The following is a 23,159-nucleotide window of genomic DNA, read 5'->3' on the forward strand; positions in this document are numbered from 1 at the left end:
CAATGACTTCGATATTGGCTATTCGCTGTCGACCCAGGCGCGGATGAGGTGGTGCGCAATGGCACCTTTCGGCGGCGTGACCAGGTTGTCGGGGTGCGTCCGTTCCAGCATCAGGCGCACCTCGTCGCGCAAAAACCAGCGGCAGTCCTCCAGTTCGTCGAGATCGGCCTGGATGTCCTCGTTGAGCGGCTCGCCGAAGCACCCGATCATCAGCGAATAGGGGAACGGCCAGGGCTGGCTGGCGTGGTAGACGACGCGGCCGAGCCGGATACCCGCCTCCTCCAGCGTTTCGCGGCGCACCGCCGCCTCGATCGTCTCGCCCGGCTCGATGAAGCCGGCAAGCGCCGAATACATGCCCGGCGCGAAATGCCGGCCGCGGCCGAGCAGGCATTTCTCCCGCGTCGCCGTCAGCATGATCGCCACCGGGTCGGTGCGCGGAAAATGCTCGGTGCCGCAATTCGGGCAATGCCGCTTGTAGCCGCCCGCCCGCATCTGCGATTGCGTGCCGCATTTGCTGCAGAAACGGTGGCTGGCGTGCCAGGCAAGCAAGGCGGCGCCCTGCGCCATCGCGCCGGCGGCGGCCTCGTCGATCAGCCCTTGCATATAGACCGATCGGTAATCGATCGCCTTGATGGTTTCAGGTAGCTGTTCGGCATCGACGCCCGCCAGCACCGCCAGCACCGGCCCCTGTTCGGAAACGCCGAGCAGGACGCCCTGGTCGACCGAAGGGCTGAAGGGCTCGCTTTCGGCGATGCCGAACCATGGGTCGAGGCGGCCGCCCTCGCCGGGCTTCAGCAGGAGCCTGCCGCCATTCATCAACAGCAGCCGCGTCGTCGGATCGGCAAGCGCCTTGTCGACCGAATCGTCGGCGCGGTTCTCGGATTGCCGGTCGATCGTGTTGCCGGCAAAGCCGACGAATTGGCTCGGCTCGCGCACGGGCGCGTCAAACAGGCGGAAGGTCATGTGGACTCTGGTGCTTTGGGATGGACACGCTTGGGATGGACACGGCAAGGCTTATAGCGCTGCCCTTATCGTTTCGGCAAACCGGCGCAGATCGGAACGCTCATAGGGCTCGCGCAGCCCGTGCCCCCAGGCCGGGCCGGGCCAGCCGGGATCGCCCTCGGACCGTGCGATGATATGGACATGCAGTTGGCGCACGATGTTGCCGAGCGCACCGGTGTTGATCTTGGTGCAGCCGCTCACCTTCTTCAGCGCCTGCGCCACCATATTGGTCTCGAAGGTCAGCATCGCCTGGTCGAGCGGCGTCATGTCATGGATCTCCTCCACGCCTGGCCGCTGCGGCACCAGGAGCAGCCATGGCCAACGGCGGTCGTTCATCACCCGCAATTCGCACAGCCCCAGCCACATCAATTGCTCGCTGTCGGCCTCCAGCCGGGCATCCAGCGTGAATCCGGCCTTCAGGCCCGGCAGCATCGGCGTTTCCCTTGCTTTTCTTGGTTTCCTTAAACCATGAACGCTAGAGCGGCAGCACCGGTGCTGCAAGCGAATCTGGTGGTTCGCGGTTCCGATTTGCCTGCGCACTTGCATTTCGTCGCGCAATTGCCGATATGGACAGCGGGAGGTTGGTGGTGGACGATCCACTCGCCAACCGGGTCAGGTCCGGAAGGAAGCAGCCCTAACGAGCCCGGAACGGGTCATTGTTCCAGCCTCCCACCTCATCGGCCCTCCTCGCGACATTGACGACGCATTGCAGCGCGGGCGAGACTATGCGCAGGAATCGGCGCCTTTGGGCGCGGCCTTTTGGAGCTTAACGGGCGAATGAGCGAAGCCGGAAATTCGGGCCCCGATAGTCTGGCGACGGGCAAGGCCGCTGCCTACCGCGTGCTGGCGCGCAAATACCGTCCGTCGAATTTTTCCGAACTCGTCGGCCAGGAGCCGATGGTGCGCACCCTCACCAACGCCTTTGCCACCGGCCGCATTGCCCAGGCCTGGATGCTGACCGGCGTGCGCGGCGTCGGCAAGACCACCACCGCGCGCATTTTGGCGCGTGCGCTGAACTATAAAACCGCCACCACGGATCAGCCCTCGGTCGACCTCGCCGTGCTTGGCGAGCACTGCCAGGCGATCATGGAAGGCCGCCATGTCGACGTCATCGAGATGGACGCCGCCTCGCACACCGGCATCGACGACATCAGGGACATCATCGAACGCGTGCGCTATGCGCCGGTCTCGGCCCGCTACAAGGTCTACATCATCGATGAAGTGCACATGCTGTCGACGCAGGCCTTCAATGGCCTGCTGAAGACGCTGGAAGAGCCGCCCCCGCACGTCAAGTTCATCTTCGCCACCACCGAAATCCGCAAGGTTCCGATCACCGTCCTGTCGCGCTGCCAGCAATTCGACCTGAGGCGCATCGACGCCGGCGCGCTCGTCTCGCATCTCTCCTCGATCGCCGGCAAGGAAGGCATTTCGGTCGACGACGATGCGCTGGCGATGATCGCGCGCGCGGCGGAAGGTTCCGCCCGCGATTCGCTCTCCATTCTCGACCAGGCGATCGCCCATGGCGCCGGCTCGGTCAGCGCCGAGGCTGTGCGCGCCATGCTGGGCCTGGCCGACCGCGCCCGTATCGTCGATCTGTTCGAGCATGTGATGAAGGGCGACGTGGCGGCAGCCCTTGGGGAGTTTCGCGCCCAATATGATACCGGCGCCGATCCGGCCGCCGTGCTCACCGATCTTGCCGAGTTCAACCATCTCGTCACCAGGCTACGCTTCGTGCCGACCGCGATGGACGATGCCTCGCTGTCGCAGGACGAGCGTCAGCGCGGCGCCGATTTCGCCCGGGCTTTGTCGGTCAGGGTGCTGTCGCGGACCTGGCAGATGCTGCTCAAGGGCATTCCCGAGGTACAGTCCTCCAACCGGCCGGTCAGTGCCGCCGAAATGGTGTTGATCCGGCTGGCCCATGCCGCCGACCTGCCGACATTGGACGAGGCGCTGAGATCGCTGGAGAGCGGCGCCTCTGCAACTGGCGCCGCGCCGCGCCCGAACGGCGCGCCGATGAGTCCCGGCCCCGTGAATCCCGGCAATGGCGCCGGCGCCGTGGCGCAGGCGCGCATGCCTGGCGGCTCGGGCGGCGCGCAGACCATGCGGCTGGTCGAGGCCACGCCGACTCCGACTGCATTTGTCGCGCCCCCGCAATCGGCGCCGGAGACGCAAGCCGTACCGCTGAAATCGCTGGCCGACATCCTTGCCCTTGCCGACGCGAAACGCGACATCGCCTTCAAGGTGCTGATCAAGAGCTGCATCCGCCTCGTGCGCATCGAACCGGGCCGCATCGACGTAAGCCTGACCGACGATGCGCCCAAGATGCTGCTCAACGACCTGACGACGAAACTACGCGCTTGGACCGGCCGCAACTGGCTGGTGTCGCTGTCGAAGGAGGAGGGCGGGCAGACGCTGGCCGAGATGGAATCGACGAAGCGTGAAAACGCTTTCCTCGATGCCAGGAACGACCCGACCGTGGCCTCCATCCTGGCCCGCTTTCCCGGCGCCAAGATCATCGACGTGCGCATTCCCGACACGCCGGACGCCGACGCGAGCGAGGCCGAAATGCCGGTCGAGCCGCCGGCCGAAGAAGACGAACCCTGATATTCAGCACTAATCCGCAAAGGATCGGACCATGAAAGATCTTCTCGGCCTGATGGGCAAGGCGAAGGAAATGCAGGCCAAGTTCCAGGCCATGCAGGATGAGATTGCCACGGTCGAGGCCCTCGGCCAGGCTGGCGGCGGCCTGGTCAGCGTCACGCTGAGCGGAAAATTCGATATCAAGTCGCTGAAGATCGACCCGTCTTTGTTCAAGGAGGACGACGTCGAAATCCTCGAGGATTTGATTCTTGCCGCGCACAATGACGCCAAGGCCAAGGTCGAGCAGATCATGCAGGAAAAGACCAAGGCGCTGACCGCCGGCCTGCCCATTCCCCCGGGAATGAAACTGCCTTTCTGATGCATGTCGCCCAAAAGCATGCCCGCGGGCTCGACCCGAGGATGCGCAGGCAACGATATGCATGAAGGCTGAGACCGGCGCCCATGATCGACGAGCCGTCCGAAAGACTGATCGAGCAGCGTATCCGCAACAGGATCTACGAGATTCTGGAAATACTCGCCGACTGCGATGCCGGTGTCGATCTCGTCGGCGTCAAGGGCTACTTTAACCTGTTCGAGGATTTCGTGCACCGACCGTCGATCGAGGCCGGCACGTCGGCGCTTTCAAGGGATGAACGTGCCATCGTGCTGGAAATCGCCGAATTCCTGGAGGCGGCCTCGGAAACAAATCCTGATTTCACCAAGGCCGAGTTCATCGACAGCGACTGGCCGGGCAAGATCGCGCCGACGGCCAGGGAGGCGCGGGCGCTGTTTCTCAGGCGCGGCCTGTTTTCGGAGAAGATCGAAGAGGTCGAGCCTGGCCAGCCGGCAGCAATCGCCGCCGGGCAATAGGGAGTTTTGGACGCGTGGCGCGGTCCTGCCGGGAAAAAGCACTTGGCGTTTCCCCAAGGGAATTGCGGCAAAACGAAGAGAGGGCGGTCATCGTCTGTGTGAAACGATGGCTCGATCTATCTGGAAAGCCTCTATTTGTGTCAATTCGGCAACAGTATGCCGTTAATAACGTTTTGGCCATCATTTTGCCCGAAAGTGTCTCATTCTTGCCGCAGCCTGGGGCGGGCATTGAAGTGAGAGGGTTACCTGTTGATCGCGATGCGATGGAAGACGCCGCTGTTGCTCGGCGTCGTTACGTCTCCCCTTTTCTTGGCCGCTTGCAGCCAGACAACCTCGCACGGCATGTCCGTCGCCAGCCTGACCGACGCCATCACGCCGAGCTTCCTGAGTTCGCGCGCCTACAGTCACACGCCGAAGGACAGGGAATGCCTGGAACGGGCGATGTTCTTCGAATCCAACCGGTCGAGCCGCGACGGCATGATCGCCGTCGGCACGGTGGTGATGAACCGGCTGCGCTCGGGCAACCATGGCAGCACCATCTGCCAAGTGGTCGGTGAGCCCGGGCAGTTCGCGCCGGGCGTCATGACCAGATCGATGAATTCGCGCGCATTGCCCGATGTCGAAGAGGCCGCCGACGCCGTGCTCAAGGGCGAGCGCAAGACCAAGCTCAAGAACACGATGTATTTCCACACCGCCGGCCTGCGCTTCCCCTACAAGAACATGCACTACACCATGGTTGCCGGCGGCAACGCCTTCTACGAGAAGCGCGGCCGCAACTGGCAGCCGCTGCCGGATGAGCCGATGATTGCCTCTGCCGAGCAGCCGGCGGCGTTGCCGGGGGTACCCGCGACGCGGGTCGCATCCGTCGAGACGGTGCGCCCGGCCAAGGCATCACTTCGCAACGCTCCAGCCCAGCAAGTCTACATGACCGCCGCGGCGGAACCGGCGGCCAAGCCGGAGCCTGTCTATACCGTCCCCGCGCGGCAGACTTATCCGACCGCGGCCGCGGCGCCGACGGCAAAATCCGCGCGGGTCTCGGCGAAGCCGGTGCAAGTTGCCATGCAGGAGCCGATGGAAGAGCCGGATGCCGCCCGTTTTGGCGGAACCCTGAACAGCGGAACCTCGAACAAACGGGTCATCTCCTCGATCCAGGACGCTCCGCAAGAAGCCTCGATGGGATTCCAGTCGACGCCTGAAAACACCGATGCCATCGGCGCAATGATCGTCAGCCAGGGCCGCCCGCTCGAAGCAAACTGATTCTCGCATGGCAGCATGGCGAACCGTGCATCGACGGAGATGTTCCAAAGCGCTCGGAAAAATCCTAAATCAGAGCGATGTCCAAGCGAATCGCGGGTCCCGAGATCGAACGCCTGATCCAGCTCCTGGCCAAGGTCCCGGGGCTTGGCCCCCGTTCGGCTAGGCGCGCCGCGCTGCACCTGATCAAGAAGAAGGAACAATTGCTGTCGCCGCTCGCCGCCGCCATGGGCGAGGCCGCCGACAAGGTGCGCATCTGCTCGACCTGCGGCAATGTCGACACCTCTGACCCCTGCATGATCTGCACCGACCCGCGTCGCGATGCCGCCACCCTGATCATCGTCGAGGACGTCTCTGATCTCTGGGCGTTGGAGCGGGCGGCGGCGATGAATGTGCGCTACCACGTGCTCGGCGGCACGCTGTCGCCGCTCGACGGTATCGGCCCCGACCAGCTCAACATCCGCTCGCTGATCGATCGCGTCGCCGGGGGCGAAATCAAGGAAATCATCCTCGCCGTCAACGCGACGGTCGAGGGCCAGACCACCGCGCACTACCTCACCGATCAGCTCTCCGGTTTCGAGGTCAAGATCACGCGGCTGGCGCACGGCGTGCCGGTGGGCGGTGAACTCGACTATCTCGACGAAGGCACACTGGCGGCAGCTCTGCGCTCGCGGACGGCGTTTTGAGGCGTTCCTGGAGATGATTGCCACGGAACACGACCTTCGCAAATTTAGTCTTGCATTCTTGCTAGCCGCGCTCCTCGCCGTCTTCCTCACCATCCCCGCTTCCGCCGCCAAGATCGACGACCAGTTCCGTGCCTGGCTTCAAACCGACCTCTGGCCGGAAGCCAAGGCGAAAGGCGTCTCCAAGCAGACTTTCGATGCCGCCTTCAGCGGCGTGAAGCCGAACCTCAAACTCCCCGACCTTGTCATGCCGGGCGAGAAGCCCAAGACGCCGCAGAAGCAGCACCAGGCCGAGTTCGGTTCGCCCGGCGCCTATTTTGCCGACAAGACGGTTCGTGCGGTCACATCAGGCGGACGCACCCGCGAAGCCGCCAATGCCCGCACGCTTGCCTCGATCGAGAAGCGCTATGGCGTGCCGGGCGAAATCCTGCTGGCGATCTGGGGCCGCGAAACCGGCTTCGGCGCGGCGAAGATGCCCTACGACGCCTTCGAGGTGCTGGGCACCAAGGCGTTCATATCAACGAAAAAGGATTTCTTCCGCACAGAACTGCTGGCGGCGCTGGAAATCGTCCAGCGCGGACTGGCCCCGGTCGGCGCGATGAAATCGTCCTGGGCCGGCGCGCTCGGCCAGCCTCAATTCATGCCGACCTCTTTCCTCAAGCATGCCGTCGATTTCGACGGCGACGGCCGCGTCGACATCTGGAATTCGACGCCCGATGTGCTGGCTTCGATCGCTAATTATCTTGTCCACTACGGCTGGGTGAGGGGACGCGGCTGGGGTTTCGAGGTGATGGTGCCCCAGAGCGTCTCCTGTTCGCTGGAGGGACCGGACCAGGGCAAAGAGATTGCGCAATGGGCTGCCATGGGCATCGAGCGCGTCGGCGGCAAAGCGTTCCCTGCAAGCGAGCTGAAGGCGGAAGGTTTTCTGCTGATGCCGGCCGGGCGCAGCGGTCCGGCCTTCATCGCCACCCCCAATTTCTACGTGCTGAAGGAATACAACACCAGCGACCTCTATGCGCTGTTCATCGGCCATGGCGCCGACCGCATCGCCCATGGCGATCAGAATTTTACCGCTGGCTGGGGTGCGGTCGGCGATCTCCGCCGCTCCGACATCGCCGCCTTGCAGCGGGCCTTGGAAGCCAAGGGCTATGATGTCGGCAGCGCCGACGGCCTGCCCGGCTTCAAGACCCGTCGCTCGATCGGCAGATGGCAGGAAAAGAATGGCCAGGCCGCCACCTGCTTTCCCGATGCCGGCCTCGTCGCGGCGCTGAAATAACTCCGAATTTAGCAGATTTTTCTCCATCGATGCCCTCGAATGGCTGGTGCATGCGTCGACACGGCGCCCGCCATTCTGGTCCAATCAACCGTCGCATAAATGCTCGTTGCCCACCGCCAGGCCGCCGGATATGGTGTTGACCAACTGGACAAAAACCACGACGTTAGTGGGGCAGAGGCTCTCGTCGAGCCTTGAAATAACACCGCAACCCTGAGCCGGGAACTCAGGTCAACAAACAACAAAACAGGGAACAATCATCATGATGATGGAAAAGCTTGCTCTACGATCCCGCATCCTGCTTGCGGGCGCCGCCATGTCGGCGCTGCTTCTGGCTGGAGCGCCGGCTGGCGCGGTCACCCCCGCCGACACGCTTGTCGAAGGTTTTGCCATCGACGACATCATCTCGATGGATCCGGGCGAGGCGTTCGAGCTGTCGACCGCCGAAGTCACCGGCAACACCTATGACCTTCTTGTCCGCCTCGACCTCAGCGACACTTCCAAGGTCAAGCCCGACCTCGCCGAAAGCTGGACCGTCTCCGATGATGGCCTGACCTATACGTTCAAGCTCAAGCCCGGCCTGAAATTCGCCTCCGGCAACCCGATCACCGCCGCCGATGTCGCCTGGTCGTTCGAGCGCGCCGTCAAGCTGGACAAGAGCCCGGCCTTCATCATCGATCAGTTCGGCATCAGCGGCGACAACGTCACCGAGAAGGCCAAGGCGGTCGACGACACAACCTTCCAGTTCACCGTCGACAAGGCCTATGCGCCAAGTTTCGTGCTGAACTGCCTGTCGGCCACCGTCGCTTCCATCGTCGACGCCAAGCTGGTCAAGGAACATGTCGCCGCGGTCACGCCGAGCGCCGACTACAAATGGGACAACGACTTCGGCAACGCCTGGCTGAAGACAGGCTATGCCGGCTCGGGCGCCTACAAGCTGCGTGAATGGCGTGCCAACGAGGCCGTCGTCATGGAGCGCAACGACAATTATTACGGCGAAAAGGCCAAACTCGCCCGCGTCATCTACCGCAACATGAAGGAAAGCTCGGCGCAGCGCCTGGCGCTCGAAGCCGGCGACATCGACGTTGCCCGCAACCTCGAGCCGAACGATCTCGACGCCATCGCGAAGAATGCCGACCTCACCACCACCAGCGCGCCGAAAGGCACCGTCTACTATATCAGCCTCAACCAGAAGAACCCGAACCTCGCCAAGCCCGAGGTCCGTCAGGCCTTCAAATACCTGGTCGACTATGATGCCTTGAGCACGACCATCCTCAAGGGCATCGGCGAGATCCACCAGACCTTCCTGCCCAAGGGCGTTCTGGGCGAACTGGACGAGAACCCTTTCAAGCTCGATGTCGCCAAGGCCAAGGAGTTGCTGGCCAAGGCCGGCCTGCCCGACGGCTTCAGCGTCACCATGGACGTACGCACCGGCCAGCCGACCACCGGCATGGCGGAATCGATCCAGCAGACGCTCGGACAGGCCGGCATCAAGCTCGAAATCATCCCCGGCGACGGCAAGCAGACGCTGACCAAGTATCGCGCCCGCAACCACGACATTTACATCGGCAATTGGGGCCAGGACTATTTCGATCCGAACTCCAACGCCCAGACTTTCGCCTCGAATCCGGACAATTCGGATGCCGGTAAATCCCATACGCTTGCATGGCGCAACAGCTGGGACATTCCAGACTTGACCAAGGAGACGGAAGCAGCCCTGCTCGAGAAGGATTCCGGCAAGCGCGCGGATATGTACAAGGATCTCGAGAAGAAGATCCTCGACACCAGCCCCTTCGTCATCATCCACCAGCAACTGGAGGTGGCCGGCCTGCGCAAGAACCTCAAGGGCTTCGCGCTCGGCCCGAGCTTCGACACCAACTTCGTTGGGCCGGTCTCCAAGGAATAGCGTTCGCGGACACGCCCGTATGAGCGCGATTGAAAACGAGGCCGGGCGCGGCAGCGCCCGCGCCGTCGCCCTTGCATCTTCGCTCGGCCGCTTCCTGGTCATTGCGGTGACGACCTATCTTGGTCTTCTCGCGGTCACCTTCTTCATTGGCCGTGTCATCCCGATCGACCCGGTGCTGGCCGTTCTGGGCGACCGGGCACCCGCCAATGTCGTGGAGCGCACGCGCCGCGAGATGGGCCTGGACCTGCCGTTGATCGAGCAGTTCTACATCTATGTGAAACATGCGCTGAGCGGCGATTTCGGCACCTCGGTGCTGACCACCAACCCTGTCATGACCGATATCCGCCGCGCTCTTCCGGCAACGACGGAACTGGCGACACTGGGGACGCTGATCGGCGCGTTTTTCGGTGTCCCGCTCGGGGTGCTGGCCGCGGTCAAACGCGGCAGCTTCGTCGATCAGGTCGTGCGCATCATCGGCCTGATCGGCTATTCCGTACCCATCTTCTGGCTCGGTCTGCTGGCCCTGGTGCTGTTCTACGCCAAACTGCAATGGGTGGCCTTCCCTGCACGGCTCGATGTCGTCTACGAATACACCTTCACGCCGGTCACCGGTTTTTACCTTCTCGATTCGGCGATGCAGAGGCAGTGGGACGTCTTCTGGGACGCCTTCCGGCACATCATCCTGCCGGCCTCGCTGCTCGGCTATTTCTCGCTCGCCTATATCAGCCGCATGACGCGCTCGTTCATGCTCAACGAACTCGCCCAGGAATATGTCGTCGCCGCGCGCGCCAAGGGCCTGTCGGAAACCCGCATCATCTGGGGCCACGCGCTGCGCAATGCCGCCGTGCCGATGGTGACCGTGATCGCGTTGTCCTATGCCGGGCTGCTCGAGGGCTCGGTGCTGACCGAGACCGTCTTCTCCTGGCCGGGCATCGGCCTCTACATCACCAACTCGTTGCAGAACGCCGACATGAACGCCGTTCTCGGCGGCACCATCGTCATCGGCTCGGTGTTCATCGCCATCAATCTTCTGTCCGACCTGCTTTACCGTGTACTCGACCCGAGGACGAAGACAGGATGAGCGCCGAAGCGATCCAGAGCCGTCGCGAATGGTTGCTGTCGGAGCGGCCGGCATCCCGCACGCAGGCAAGGCTCGGCCGCGCCTATGTCGCGTGGCGGCGCTTTTCCGCCAATCGTCTGGCCTTTGTCGGCCTGCTGATCATCATCGCCCTGCTGCTCGTCGCCATCCTTGCCGGTGTGCTGGCGCCGTATTCGCCGACCTTCGGTGACCTGAAGAACGCGCGGCTGCTGGCGCCAACTGCGCAGCACTGGTTCGGCACCGACGACCTCGGCCGCGACATCTATTCGCGCATCCTCTACGGCTCCCGCTGGACGCTTTATGTCGTCGTCCTGGTCGCCATCATCGCCGCCCCCATCGGTCTCCTGGTCGGCACCGTCGCCGGCTATGCCGGCGGCTGGACCGATGCCATACTGATGCGCGTTACCGACATCTTCCTTGCCTTCCCCAAGCTGGTGCTGGCGCTGGCCTTCGTCGCCGCCCTTGGCCCCGGCATCGAGAACGCCGTGCTGGCGATCGCCATCACCTCCTGGCCGCCCTATGCGCGCATCGCCCGCGCGGAGACGCTTACCGTGCGCAACTCGGACTACATCAAGGCAGTGCAATTGATGGGCGCCTCGCCTTTCCGCATCGTGCTGCGCCACATCATGCCATTGTGCATCTCCTCGCTGATCGTCCGCGTGACGCTCGACATGGCTGGCATCATCCTGACGGCCGCGGGCCTCGGCTTCCTCGGCCTTGGCGCGCAGCCGCCGCTGCCGGAATGGGGCACCATGATCGCTTCGGGTCGCCGCTTCATCCTCGACCAATGGTGGGTAGCTGGTGCGCCGGGCTTCGCCATCCTCATCGTCAGCCTCGGCTTCAACCTGCTTGGCGACGGCCTGCGCGACGCACTCGATCCCCGCAGCGGTGACCAATGAGTGGCCGCCCTGATCAGCAGCGATCAAGGAGCACGCTTCTCGACGTCGAGGATCTGCGCGTCACCTTTCCGACCCGCACCGGCATGATCGAGGCGGTGCGCGGCGTTTCCTTCTCTCTCGGCCGCGAGCGGCTCGGCATCGTCGGCGAGTCCGGTTCCGGCAAGTCGCAGACGGGCCGCGCCATCATGGGCCTGACACCGCCGCAGGCCCGGATATCGGCCAATAAATTGAGTTTTGACGGCATCGACCTGCTCGGCATCTCGCCACGCCAACGCCGGGCGCTGCGAGGCAACCGCATCGCCATGATCCTGCAGGACCCGAAATATTCGCTCGATCCGGTGATGAGCATCGGCCGCCAGATCGTCGAGACGCTGCGCACCCACGAAAAGGTCGGCAAGGCCGAGGCGCGCGAGCGCGCGTTGGCCATGCTCGAGGCGGTGCAGATCCGCGATCCCAAACGCGTCTTCGACCTGCATCCGCACGAAGTGTCGGGCGGCATGGGCCAGCGCGCCATGATCGCCATGATGCTGATCGCCGGACCGGAGATGATGATCGCCGACGAGCCGACCTCGGCGCTCGACGTCACGGTGCAGCTCGACGTGCTCGGCATCCTTGACAGGCTGGTCGCGGAGCGCGGCATGGGGCTGATCTTCATCTCGCACGATCTGCGCCTGGTCTCGTCCTTCTGCGACCGCGTCATCGTCATGTATGCCGGCAAAGTCGTCGAGCAGCTCAAGGCGTCGGAATTGAGTCAGGCCCAGCATCCCTACACGCGCGGGCTGCTCAACTGCATGCCAAAGATCGGCGCCGACCGTCACCCGCTGCCCGTGCTCGACCGCAAGCCGGAGTGGGCGGCATGACTTCAGCGATTGCCGTCGACAGGCTGGAGGTGATCTTCGACCGCTTCCGCGCGCTGAAAGGCGTCAGCCTCGACGTGCAGCCGGGGGAATCCTTCGGCCTGGTCGGCGAATCCGGCTCGGGCAAGTCGACATTGCTGCGGGCCATAGCCGGCCTCGCGCCGGTCACCTCGGGCAGCATCACAGTCAATGGCAAGACGCTCGGCGCGCGCCGCGACAAGGCCTTTTACCGCGAAGTGCAGATGGTCTTTCAGGATCCTTACGGCTCGCTGCACCCGCGCCAGACGGTCGACCGCCTGCTGCAGGAGCCGCTCGCCATCCATGCTTTCGCCGATGGCGAAAAGCGGATCGAACGCGCGCTCGACGAGGTCGGCCTCGGCAACGGCTTTCGTTTCCGTTACGCGCACCAGCTTTCCGGCGGTCAGCGCCAGCGCGTGGCGATCGCGCGCGCGCTCATCCTCGAGCCCTCGATCCTGCTGCTCGACGAGCCGACCTCGGCGCTGGACGCCTCGGTGCAGGCGGAAGTCCTCAACCTGCTGGAGGAAGTCCGCCGGCGGCGCAAGCTGACCTTCCTGATGGTCAGCCACGACCTCGCCATCATCACCCATATGTGCGAGCGGCTGATGGTGATGCAGGGCGGCGAGGCGGTGGAGAATCTGGTGGCCAACGATCTCGTCGAGCGCCGTGTGACGAAGGATTATACGCGCAACCTGTTGCGGGCCAGCGACGGGTTTGTGAGAACGGCTCCCGAGCAGATCTGACGATAGTTCTCCGCGTCACGCCGAGGAGCTCGACTTCGCCTTAAGTTTCCGCAACAGCGGCGACGTCTACTTCGCCGCCCTGTTCCCGCTTCGGCTCTTTGATCCTGAACCACGTCACATAAAGCGCCGGCAGGAACAAGAGCGTGATCGCGGTACCCGCGATGATGCCGCCCATCATCGCATACGCCATGGGCCCCCAGAACACCTCGCGCGCGATCGGGATCAGCGCCAGGCTGGCCGCGGCCGCCGTCAGCGCGATCGGCCGCATGCGGTGCTCCGTTGCCTCGATGACCGCGGCCCAGCGATCCCTGCCCTCGGCGACAAGGTCCTCGATCTGCACGATCAGGATGACCGAGTTGCGGATCAGGATCCCGATCAGCGCCAGCACGCCGAGAATGGCGACGAAGCCCAGCGGAGCCCCGCTTGGCACCAGGGCCGAGACCACGCCGATCAGCCCGAGCGGCGCCACCGCCACCACCAGGAACAGGCGCTGGAAACTCTGCAACTGCACCATCAGGATGGTCGCCATGACAAACAGCATCAGCGGCACCACGGCCGCGATCGGCCCCTGGCTCTTGGCGCTTTCCTCGACTGAGCCGGCGGTCTCGACCGAATAGCCGGGCGGCAGCTTGGCGACGAAAGCGTCGACCGACGGTTTCAACTCGTTGACGACGGTCGCCGGCAGCACGTCGCCGACCAAGCCGGCGCGCACGGTGATGGTTGGGATGCGATCGCGTCGCCACACGGTGGGCTGCTCCAGATCGTAGCGAAAATTGGCCACCGCGGCGAGTGGGATCGCCTCGCCATTTCCGGTCGGCAACTGGATGTTTTGCAGCGTCTCGATCGAGCCGCGCTCGGCCTCGCGCGAGCGAGCCACGACGTTGATCAGGTACGTCGCGTCACGCACCTGCGTGATCGTCGCGCCGCCCACCGTGCTGTTCAGTGTGCTGGCGATGTCGGACGAGGTGATGCCGAGTTGGCGCGCCTTGTCCTGCAGCACGTCGACCCTCAGCACACGCTGCGGTTCGTTCCAGTCGAAAGTTGGCGCTGCGAGTTTCGGATTGGCCGAGATCACGCCGGCGAATTGCTGCGCCAGTTCTCGCACCGTCTGGATGTCAGGGCCGCCGACGCGGTACTGTACAGGCCGTCCAACTGGCGGTCCGAGCTCAAGCGGCTTGACGAAAGCGTCCGTGCCGACAAACTCCGCGCGCAACAGCTTCTCCAGCGCCGGCTTCACCCGGTTGCGTGCCTCGATGCTCTTGGTGACGATCACCGTCTGGCCGAAATAGGGATTGGCGGGCTGCACGTCATAGGCCAGCACGAAGCGCACGGCGCCCTGACCGATATAGGAGGAAAAGTGGTCGATGTCGGGATTGCCGACCAGCGCCCGCTGTTCGAAGCGCTCCATCTGGTCGCGCGTCTCGGTAATCGAGGAGTTCTGTGGCAGGTTCCAATCGACGATCAGTTCCGGTCGGTCGGAAGGTGGGAAGAACTGCTGCTGCACCAGGCCGAAGCCGGCGATCGAGCCGGCGAACAGAAGCACGGTCACGATGATCGTCAGCCAGTGATGGCGCACCGAGCCGACAAGGACGCGCCGGAACAGTGACGTGAAGCGCCCTGGCTGGTCGTGATGCTTGGTCTTCATCGTCGCCGGCAGGATGGTCACGCCGAGCAGCGGCGCGAACAGCACCGCCACGATCCATGAGACCAGCAGCGACACCGCGATGACGACGAACAAGGTGAAGGTGTATTCGCCGGCAGCACTCGAGTTGAGTCCTATCGGGATGAAGCCCGCGACCGTCACCAGCGTGCCGGTCAGCATCGGGAAGGCGGTCGAGGTGTAGACATAGGTCGCCGCCTTGCGCAGGCTGTCGCCGACCTCCAGCCGCGCCACCATCATCTCGACCGCGATCATCGCGTCGTCGACCAGCAGCCCGAGCGCGATGATCAGAGCGCCGAGCGAAATGCGCTGCAGTGATATCCCCAGATACTCCATGACCGTGAAGGTGATGGCCAGCACCAGCGGGATCGACAGCGCCACCACGAAGCCGGCGCGCATGCCAAGGCTGATGAAAGAGACGGCAAGCACGATCGCCACCGCCTCGAACAGCGCACGCGTAAACCCTGAGACCGCCTCCTCGACGATGACAGGCTGGTCGGCCACCAGATGCACGCCGACCCCGACCGGCAGGTCGGCCAACACCTTGTTCATCTCCGCATGCAGCGCCTCGCCGAATTTGAGCAGATTGGCGTTTGGCTTCATGCCGATGGCAAGGCCGATCGCGTTCTGGCCGTTGAAGCGGAACAAGGCCGTCGGCGGGTCGGCATAACCGCGCGTGATCGTCGCCACGTCGCTCAGCCGGAAGAACCGATCGTTGACGCGCAGGTTTATCGCGCGCAGGCTCTCCTCGGAGGTGAACTGGCCGCCGACGCGCACGCTGATGCGCTCCGGCCCGGACTGGATGACGCCGGACGGGGTGATCGCATTCTGGGCCTGCAGGCTGGCGACGATCTGCTGCTGGTTGAGGCCAAGCGCAGCTATCTGTCGCGTCGAGAATTCGAGATAGATGGCCTCGTCCTGCGCGCCGACCAGATCAACCTTGCCGGCATTGGGCACGGTCAGGATCTTGGTCCTGACATCCTCCACATAGTCGCGCAACTGTCGTGGCGTCAGCCCGTCTGACGTGAAGGCATAGATGTTGCCATAAACATCACCGAAGCGGTCATTGAAGAACGGTCCCTGCACGCCTTGCGGAAATTGCGCCTTGATGTCGTTGACCATGTTGCGCACCTGAAGCCAGTTCGGCACGACGTCGCGCGCCTTGGTGGTGTCCTTCAGGTTGACGAAAATTACGGTCTGGCCGGCGGTGGTGACGGATCTGGTGAAGTCGAGGCTGTCGAGCTCCTCGAGCTTTTTCTCGATGCGATCGGTCACCTGCTGCACCGTCTCCTTGACCGAGGCACCCGGCCAGTTGGCCTGGATGATCATGGTCTTGATGGTGAAGTTGGGATCTTCCTCGCGGCCGAGATTAAGATAGGAAAATACGCCGGCCACCACGAAGACCAGCATGAAATACCAGACCAGTGAGCGGTGATTGAGCGCCCAGTCGGAGAGGTTGAAGCCCTTCATGAGGCCCCTCCCTCGGGCACTTTGACCTTCTGGCCGTCGACGAGGCTGTGAACGCCGGCGGTGACGACTCGCATGCCGGCTTCGAGCCCTTCCGCCACGGTGAAGGTGCCGCCAGCCTTCCGCGCGACCTTGATATCGCGCGCGCTCACGCTTGAGGTCTTTGGATCGACGATCCAAACTTTTTCAGAACCGTCTTTTTCGAGCAGCGCCGAGATTGGCAATTCGATCGTTGGTACGACCTTGGTCATCCGGGTCGCGGTTACCGTCGAACCGAGTCTGAAGGCTTGCGGCGGGTCCGTGAGCGTCAGCTTGACGCGCCGGGTGCGGGTCGAGCCCTCGGACTGGGGCGCGATCTCGCGCAGCTTGGCCTCTGTCCATATTGTCGGCAGCGACTGCAGGATGACCTGGAACGGCGTGCCCGCCGAGAGATCGCCGGTCAACTGGTCGGGAATATCGACGACCGCTTCACGCGGGTCCGAGCGCGCCACGGTGACGACCGTCTGGCCCGGCGAGACGGTTTGGCCGACCTCCGCGCCGACGGCGGTGACGACGCCGTCGAAATCCGAGAACAGCCTGGCATAGCCGAGCTGCTCCTGGGCCTTGGCCAGCGAAGCTTTTGCCCGCTCGACGCTGGCTTCCGCGGCTTTGCGTGCCTGCTGCGCGGCATCGAAGACAGACTGCGACGTATTGGCCGAGGTGAGCAACTGGCGTTGGCGCTCCTCGCTGGCGGCCGCATTGGCGAACTGCGCCTGCGCATTGGAGAGTTCGGCCTTGGCCGCCTGGACGGCCAGCTCCAGCGCGGTTGGGTCGAGTGCCGCGATCGTCGTGCCCTTGCTGACGATGTCGCCGACCTTGACGTCGCGCGAGACGACGCGACCGAGCAGTCGGAAGGCAAGATCGGCACTGACCTGCGGTTCGACCGAGCCGGCGAAACCGAAGGTCTGGGTGGTGCGCGGCTCGACCACGACCGACAGCACCGGCCGGACGACCTCCGGCGGCTTGTCCTCCGATTTCGAACAGGCTGCGAGCGCGACAAGCGCGGCAAGGCCAAGCAGGAGCCGCTTCATTGCGCCGCTCCCGATATTTCGACTGTCTGGCCGGGGTTGAGCAATTGCCCGCCCGACGTAACGACGCTCTGGCCCGCGTTCAGTCCCTTGGCAATGACGACGGTACCCGAATCGAACGCCAGCACCTCGACCGGCGTCGTCGCGACTGCCTTGGTCGCGGGATCGACGATCCAGACCGCCGGCTTGCCGGCGCTGGATGTCAGGGCCTGCCAGGGCAACAGGATCGCCTTCGCCGGCTTGGCGCCGACCGAGCCGATGACGGCCGCCCCCAGCGGCATGCCGGCGGGCGTATCGGGAATGGCTACCTTGACCCTTATCGAGCCCGAAGCCGGGTCGACCGCCGGCGAGATCTCGCGCACCTTGCCCGTTGCTCTGACCTGCGGATCGGATAACAGCGTGATCGTCACCGCCGGCGAGGCCGGCGTCCTGGCGACCAGCGTCTCCTGCACATTGAACACGGCGTCGCGGTCGCCGTCCTCGGCAACGGTGAAGACGGTCTGCGCCGCCTGCACCACCTGGCCGGCTTCGACCTGGCGGGCGGTAATCACGCCGGCGGCGCCGGCCTTGAGTTCGGTGAAAGACAGGTTCTGCCGGGCGTTGGCGAGCGCGCTCTGCGCGGCATCCACGCTGCCTTGCGCCACCTTCAGTGCCTGGTCGGCCGCGTCATAATCGCGCCTGGTGGTGAAACCCTGGGCAAGCAGCGTCTTTTGCCGCTCGAAAGTGGCCGCGGCCTGGGTCAATTGCGCCCGCGCGGCATCGAGATCGGCCTGCGCCGATCGCAGATCGGATTCCTGCTCCTGCGGATCGATGCGGGCAAGCACTGTCCCCTGATCGACATGCTGGCCGACATCGACAAGCCGCTCGGCGACGCGTCCGCCAACCCGGAACGAAAGATTGTTGAGCGTGCGCGCCGCGATCACCCCGGTCAGCGAGGTTCTCGGCGCATAGTCGGCCATCGCCACCGTTTCGGTGCGCACCATGACCGGCAGCTTCTTTTCCTCCACCTCCTGCTTCTGGCAACCGGCGAGCAGCGCCAAGGCCGTGCAGGCGAGAATTGAAGCGGCTGGAAAAGACAAAAGGCTCGGAGTTTTGGCGGATGGCGGGGAGACAGACGATGTCACGTTCCTGCTCATGGCTCCCCCGGCCGCGGCCCGTCGCGGTCCCTCGCGGAAATCAGGAGGATAGTCGATCGCGGAAAAAAGGAAAACCGGTCTCGCAAGGGTATCGCCGGACTGGTCAAGTCAGGCCCAATCGACCCGGCGATGGTGCCGGCTTGAGGAAAACCTGAAATAAGCCCAGAAGGGAACTGAACGGCATCAAACAGAACGGGCCCCGGCCCGGTGAGGGATATGATGAAGAACTCCGCCATTTCCGAACGCAAGAGCCAGTCGATCTCGCGCGGCGTCGGCATGACCACGCAAATCTACGCCGACCGGGCCGAGAATTCGGAGATCTGGGATGTCGAGGGCCGCCGCTATATCGACTTCTCCTCTGGCATCGCCGTCGTCAACACCGGCCATCGCCATCCCAGGGTAATCGAGGCTGTCAAGGCGCAACTCGACCGCTTCACCCACACCTGCCACCAGGTCGTGCCTTACGAGAGCTATGTGCGGCTGGCCGAACGGCTGAACGCCATGCTGCCCGGCAAGTTCGAGAAGAAGACCATCTTCGTCACCACCGGCGCCGAGGCGGTGGAGAATGCCATCAAGATCGCTCGCAACGCCACCGGCCGCCAGGCCGTCATCGCCTTCGGCGGCGGCTTCCACGGCCGCACCTTCATGGGCATGGCGCTGACCGGCAAGGTCGTGCCCTACAAGGTAGGCTTCGGCGCCATGCCGGGCGACGTCTACCACGTGCCGTTCCCCGTGCAACTGCATGGCGTCTCGGTCGCCGATTCGCTGGCGGCGCTCGACAAGCTGTTCAAGGCGGATGTGGATCCGGCCCGCGTCGCCGCGATCATCATCGAGCCGGTTCAGGGCGAGGGCGGCTTCTACGACGCGCCGCGTGAACTCCTGACGGCGCTGCGCAAGCTCTGCGACCAGCACGGCATGCTGCTCATCGCGGACGAAGTGCAGACCGGCTTTGCCCGCACCGGCAGGATGTTCGCCATGGACCACCACGAGGTGGCGGCCGACATCACCACCATGGCCAAGAGCCTGGCCGGCGGCTTTCCGCTGTCGGCGGTCACCGGCCGCGCCGAGATCATGGATGCGCCCAGCCCCGGCGGGCTCGGCGGCACCTACGGCGGCAGCCCGATCGGCGTCGCCGCGGCACACGCCGTCCTGGATGTCATCGAGGACGAAAAGCTCTGCGACCGCGCCAACACGCTGGGTGCGCGGCTGAAGCAGCGCCTGCAGTCGATCCGTGACGACGTGCCCGAGATCGTCGACGTCAGGGGGTTGGGCTTCATGAATGCGGTCGAATTCAACGACGGCAAGAAGGGCCTGCCGTCGGCCGAGATCGCCAACGCGATCCGCCTGAAGGCGCTCGACAAGGGTCTGATCCTGTTGACCTGCGGCGTCCACGGCAACGTCATCCGCTTCCTGGCGCCGATCACCATCCAGGACGAGGTCATGAACGAAGCGCTCGACATCCTGGAAAGCTCGATCCGCGAAGTCTGCGCCGCCTGAGCAGTGCTTGCCTTCTCCCAGTCACTATACGGGGAGAAGGTGCCGGCAGGCGGGTGAGGGGCAGCGCAGACGTCGAAATTGACGTTTGATCTCGGGTGTCTTCTACCCAATAGCCTTTGCAGGTTCACTCTGCTGAAACGCGGCCAATGCCGCCTTCAACCCATCCGGTCCCTCCGCAACCGTTTCCGGCGTCGGCGAGAAACCGGCGCCGAGCATCTTGCGGCCAAGCATGTGGTCGCCGGGGCGGTTGACGGATTCGATGCCGAGCAGCCGGTCTCCCGCGTAGTGGTAGATCGAGAACTTGTTGTCGGGCAGGTCACCGAGCACGACATGGCTGTCGCCGCCTGATGTCAGCCCGACCATCTGCAATTTCATGTCGCCAATGTCGGACCAGAACCATGGCACCGCCGAATAGCCGTCGGCGTGACCGGTGATGGTGCGCGCGGCGAGCCGCGCCTGGTCGGTGGCGTTTTGCACCGATTCCAGCCGCACGTCGCCGCCGGTGAACCAGTGCCGATACGAGGCGGCGTCGCCGATGGCAAGGATGTCCGGTACCGAGCTGCGCATCTGGTGATCGACGCGGATGCCGTTGGCTATGGTGAGGCCGGCTTCCTGCGCCAGTTCGACATTCGGCACGGCACCGATACCCACCACGACCATGTGCGCCGGCAGCCTTTCGCCCGAGGAGGTGATCGCGGCGGTGACATGGCCGTCTTCGCCTTCGAGCCTTGCAATCGAGGTGCCGGTGAGGATTCGCACGCCTGTCGCTTCCAGCCTTTGCCGGACATGGCTGGCCACCACCGGCGCCACGGCGCGGCCAAGCAGCCGGCCGACCGCCTCGACAACGGTGACGGTGCGGCCCGACGCCCGAAGCGTCGCGGCGATTTCCAGTCCGATGAAGCCGCCGCCGAGAATGACGACATCTTCGCTATGCGCGCTCAAGTCCCGAATCAGCCGGGCATCGGCCAGCGAGCGCAGCGACACCACGCCGAACAGCTCCGCGCCGGGTAATGGCAAGGCACGCGGGCGCGATCCTGTCGCCAGGATCAAATGGTCGAAGGCAAGTGCGCCACCGCCGGCAATGTCGAGACTGCGGCGGCCGGCATCGATGCGCTCGATCCGGATGCTCGGCCGGTAGTCGATGGCGCTGCCGGTGTAGAAGGCTTCGCCGCGCAAGGGCTGCGGCTTGGCCGTGGCATCCTTGATGAAGGTCTTCGACAGCGGCGGCTTGTGATAGGGCAGTTCGTTCTCGTCGCCGACCAGGATCACCGGCCCGTCATAGCCATCCTCGCGCAGACTGGCGGCCGCCTGCACGCCGGCATGACCCGCACCGACAATGACCACGCCGTTCTTCATTGCATTTCGATCCCGATTCGATCCTAGGACATCTCGCCAAGCGGCAATTGTCTGGCACCGCCGCAAGAGAATGTCTGCGGGTCGCACCCGGGATGGCGACTGTCAATCGGACAGTTCGGCCGCAAAGCCGGTGCAACGAACGCGTAAAGTTGACAGTTGTAGTTTAGAATAATTCTAAACTGTTGTTTCGATTGGGTTTTTAAGCAATTTCCGTTGACTCCATTGAACTCGAAGTTTTAAGGAAGCTTGCGCATTGGCGCATCCCTTTGATGTCTGGGCCTTGAACCCGTTCGATTGGAGGCATTTTGGTGTCTTTCTTCCCTGAGTCGCGCGACAGCGCGGCATACTTCCCTGAGTCGCGCGACAGCGCGGCATATCTTGCGGCCGGTGGCATGCACACGGCCTGGTGCCGGTTGCCGCACGCGCCGTTTGCGGAATTCCCGAGAAACTGGAGAGCGACAATGACGGCACGATATGGCGGCAGGCTTGTGGCGATCGGCGCCACGGCGCTGCTGACGGCGGCGGTGTTCGTCCTGCCCGCAAAGGCGCAAACTGATGCGAAGGCGGTGATCGAGACCTATTCCGACATCGCGCTTGCCAAGTACGAGGATTCGCTGACCACGGCGCGGACGCTGGACAAGGCGGTCGACGCGCTGCTTAGCAACCCGTCGGCGGAAACGCTCAATGCCGCCCGCGACGCCTGGAAGGCGGCGCGCGTGCCCTACCAGCAGACCGAGGTCTATCGCTTCGGCAACAAGATCGTCGACGACTGGGAGGGCGAGGTGAATTCCTGGCCGCTGGACGAAGGCCTGATCGACTATGTCGCCAAGAGCTACGGCACGGATTCGGATGCGAATTCGCTCTATACCGCCAATGTGATCGCCAACAAGGAGATCGAGATCAACGGCAAGAGGGTCGATGCCTCGAAGCTTTCGCCGGAATTCCTCTCCGGTACGTTGCAAGGGGCCGGCGGCGTCGAAGCCAATGTCGCTACCGGCTATCACGCCATCGAATTCTTGCTCTGGGGTCAGGACCTGCACGGCACCGGCCCGGGCGCCGGCGAGCGTCCCTATACCGACTATGATCTCAAGAATTGTACTGGCGGCAATTGCGACCGCCGCGCACAGTACCTGAAGTCGGCAACTGACCTTCTGGTTTCCGACCTGCGGAAGATGGTCAACGACTGGAAGGAAGACGGCGCTGCGCGCAAGAACCTCGTCGATGGCGAGCCGAACACCGCCGTCTCGGTGATCTTCACCGGCATGGGCTCGCTCTCCTACGGCGAACTGGCCGGCGAGCGCATGAAGCTCGGCCTGCTGCTGCACGATCCGGAAGAGGAGCAGGACTGCTTCTCCGACAACACCTACAATTCTCATCTCCATGATGCCCTCGGTATTCGCGCCGCCTATCACGCCAGCTACACCAGGCTGGACGGCACCGTCGTTTCGGGTCCCTCGGTGCACGACATGGTCAAGGCAGCGGATCCGGCAATCGACAAGGAACTGTCCGACAAGCTCGATGTCACCGTCGCCAAGATGGAAGCGATCAAGGGACGGGCATTGGCCGGCGAGGCCTACGACCAGCAGATCGCCGAGGGCAATACGGCAGGCAATGCCACCGTGCAGGCGGCAATCGACGCGTTGATCGACCAGACCAAGTCGATCGAACGCGCCGTCGGCGCCTTGAAGCTCAACAACATCGCCTTCGAAGGCTCCGACAGTCTCGACGCGCCCGACAAGGTGTTCAAGTAAGCCCCCAGCCAAACGGCGCATCGGAGCGCCGTCAGCCAGAG

19 protein-coding genes and 1 other RNA gene are annotated in these 23,159 nt (G+C 64.0%); 14 read left to right on the forward strand and 6 right to left on the reverse strand.

Features of this window, described 5'->3' with window-relative positions; all coding sequences use genetic code 11:
• Positions 1–18: 18 nt before the first annotated feature.
• Complete coding sequence (nudC, locus tag AC3CB8_RS07635; protein ID WP_023783407.1) at positions 19–963, reverse strand: NAD(+) diphosphatase; 945 nt, start codon at positions 961–963, stop codon at positions 19–21.
• A gap of 51 nt (positions 964–1,014) precedes the next feature.
• Entirely contained in the window at positions 1,015–1,434 is a 420-nt protein-coding gene (locus AC3CB8_RS07640; protein ID WP_023772652.1) for an HIT domain-containing protein, read from the reverse strand.
• A gap of 144 nt (positions 1,435–1,578) precedes the next feature.
• Here AC3CB8_RS07640 and ffs point away from each other — a divergent pair.
• The 12 genes from ffs (at position 1,579) to AC3CB8_RS07700 (ending at position 13,184) form a co-directional block, all read left to right on the forward strand.
• Positions 1,579–1,675, forward strand: an RNA gene (gene ffs / locus AC3CB8_RS07645) — signal recognition particle sRNA small type.
• Between the two features lie 104 nt (positions 1,676–1,779).
• Positions 1,780–3,606 (forward strand): DNA polymerase III subunit gamma/tau, encoded by a 1,827-nt coding sequence (locus AC3CB8_RS07650; RefSeq protein ID WP_488377274.1) that lies wholly within the window; start codon positions 1,780–1,782, stop codon positions 3,604–3,606.
• A 31-nt stretch (positions 3,607–3,637) separates the two neighbouring features.
• Entirely contained in the window at positions 3,638–3,961 is a 324-nt protein-coding gene (locus tag AC3CB8_RS07655) for a YbaB/EbfC family nucleoid-associated protein (RefSeq protein WP_015314045.1), read from the forward strand.
• 83 nt (positions 3,962–4,044) lie between these two features.
• A complete protein-coding gene (locus AC3CB8_RS07660; RefSeq protein ID WP_352594946.1) occupies positions 4,045–4,452 on the forward strand; it encodes a hypothetical protein in 408 nt (135 codons plus the stop codon).
• Between the two features lie 249 nt (positions 4,453–4,701).
• Positions 4,702–5,709: a cell wall hydrolase gene (locus AC3CB8_RS07665; protein WP_352594948.1), complete on the forward strand. Its 1,008-nt coding sequence runs from the start codon at positions 4,702–4,704 to the stop codon at positions 5,707–5,709.
• A 77-nt stretch (positions 5,710–5,786) separates the two neighbouring features.
• Entirely contained in the window at positions 5,787–6,392 is a 606-nt protein-coding gene (recR, locus tag AC3CB8_RS07670) for a recombination mediator RecR (protein ID WP_015314042.1), read from the forward strand.
• Positions 6,393–6,405: 13 nt separating this feature from the next.
• Positions 6,406–7,665: a lytic murein transglycosylase gene (locus tag AC3CB8_RS07675; protein ID WP_352563241.1), complete on the forward strand. Its 1,260-nt coding sequence runs from the start codon at positions 6,406–6,408 to the stop codon at positions 7,663–7,665.
• 259 nt (positions 7,666–7,924) lie between these two features.
• On the forward strand, positions 7,925–9,568 hold the full coding sequence (locus AC3CB8_RS07680; RefSeq protein WP_023772657.1) for an ABC transporter substrate-binding protein: 1,644 nt from the start codon (positions 7,925–7,927) through the stop codon (positions 9,566–9,568).
• 19 nt (positions 9,569–9,587) lie between these two features.
• Positions 9,588–10,649, forward strand: a complete 1,062-nt coding sequence (locus AC3CB8_RS07685) for an ABC transporter permease (protein WP_023783413.1) — start codon at positions 9,588–9,590, stop codon at positions 10,647–10,649.
• Positions 10,646–11,566, forward strand: a complete 921-nt coding sequence (nikC, locus tag AC3CB8_RS07690) for a nickel transporter permease (RefSeq protein WP_023783414.1) — start codon at positions 10,646–10,648, stop codon at positions 11,564–11,566. The genes AC3CB8_RS07685 and nikC overlap by 4 nt, the downstream gene beginning before the upstream one ends.
• The gene (locus AC3CB8_RS07695; protein WP_023772660.1) at positions 11,563–12,426 is read left to right on the forward strand and encodes an ABC transporter ATP-binding protein; all 864 of its coding nucleotides are present in this window, start codon (positions 11,563–11,565) and stop codon (positions 12,424–12,426) included. The genes nikC and AC3CB8_RS07695 overlap by 4 nt, the downstream gene beginning before the upstream one ends.
• Entirely contained in the window at positions 12,423–13,184 is a 762-nt protein-coding gene (locus tag AC3CB8_RS07700; RefSeq protein WP_023783415.1) for an ABC transporter ATP-binding protein, read from the forward strand. The genes AC3CB8_RS07695 and AC3CB8_RS07700 overlap by 4 nt, the downstream gene beginning before the upstream one ends.
• Before the next feature lie 40 nt (positions 13,185–13,224).
• Here the strand turns inward: AC3CB8_RS07700 and AC3CB8_RS07705 are convergent, their stop codons facing one another.
• Genes AC3CB8_RS07705 through AC3CB8_RS07715 form a run of 3 tightly spaced genes read right to left on the reverse strand, consistent with a single transcriptional unit; the run spans position 13,225 to position 18,514 of the window.
• Positions 13,225–16,314 carry an efflux RND transporter permease subunit gene (locus AC3CB8_RS07705; RefSeq protein ID WP_023795408.1) on the reverse strand — a complete coding sequence of 1,030 codons (3,090 nt, stop codon included), beginning with the start codon at positions 16,312–16,314 and terminating at the stop codon, positions 13,225–13,227.
• Positions 16,311–17,381, reverse strand: a complete 1,071-nt coding sequence (locus AC3CB8_RS07710; RefSeq protein WP_023783417.1) for an efflux RND transporter periplasmic adaptor subunit — start codon at positions 17,379–17,381, stop codon at positions 16,311–16,313. Before AC3CB8_RS07710 ends, AC3CB8_RS07705 begins: the two co-directional genes overlap by 4 nt.
• A complete protein-coding gene (locus tag AC3CB8_RS07715) occupies positions 17,378–18,514 on the reverse strand; it encodes an efflux RND transporter periplasmic adaptor subunit (protein ID WP_352563240.1) in 1,137 nt (378 codons plus the stop codon). Before AC3CB8_RS07715 ends, AC3CB8_RS07710 begins: the two co-directional genes overlap by 4 nt.
• A gap of 219 nt (positions 18,515–18,733) precedes the next feature.
• Between AC3CB8_RS07715 and AC3CB8_RS07720 the strand changes: the two genes are divergently transcribed.
• A complete protein-coding gene (locus tag AC3CB8_RS07720; RefSeq protein ID WP_352563317.1) occupies positions 18,734–20,011 on the forward strand; it encodes a 4-aminobutyrate--2-oxoglutarate transaminase in 1,278 nt (425 codons plus the stop codon).
• A gap of 102 nt (positions 20,012–20,113) precedes the next feature.
• Here AC3CB8_RS07720 and AC3CB8_RS07725 read toward each other — a convergent pair whose 3' ends face one another.
• The gene (locus AC3CB8_RS07725) at positions 20,114–21,367 is read right to left on the reverse strand and encodes an NAD(P)/FAD-dependent oxidoreductase (protein ID WP_352563239.1); all 1,254 of its coding nucleotides are present in this window, start codon (positions 21,365–21,367) and stop codon (positions 20,114–20,116) included.
• A gap of 461 nt (positions 21,368–21,828) precedes the next feature.
• Between AC3CB8_RS07725 and AC3CB8_RS07730 the strand changes: the two genes are divergently transcribed.
• Positions 21,829–23,118: an imelysin family protein gene (locus tag AC3CB8_RS07730; RefSeq protein ID WP_352563238.1), complete on the forward strand. Its 1,290-nt coding sequence runs from the start codon at positions 21,829–21,831 to the stop codon at positions 23,116–23,118.
• The last annotated feature ends 41 nt before the right edge of the window (positions 23,119–23,159 follow it).

The sequence above is a fragment of the Mesorhizobium sp. P160927 genome, from assembly GCF_057766385.1.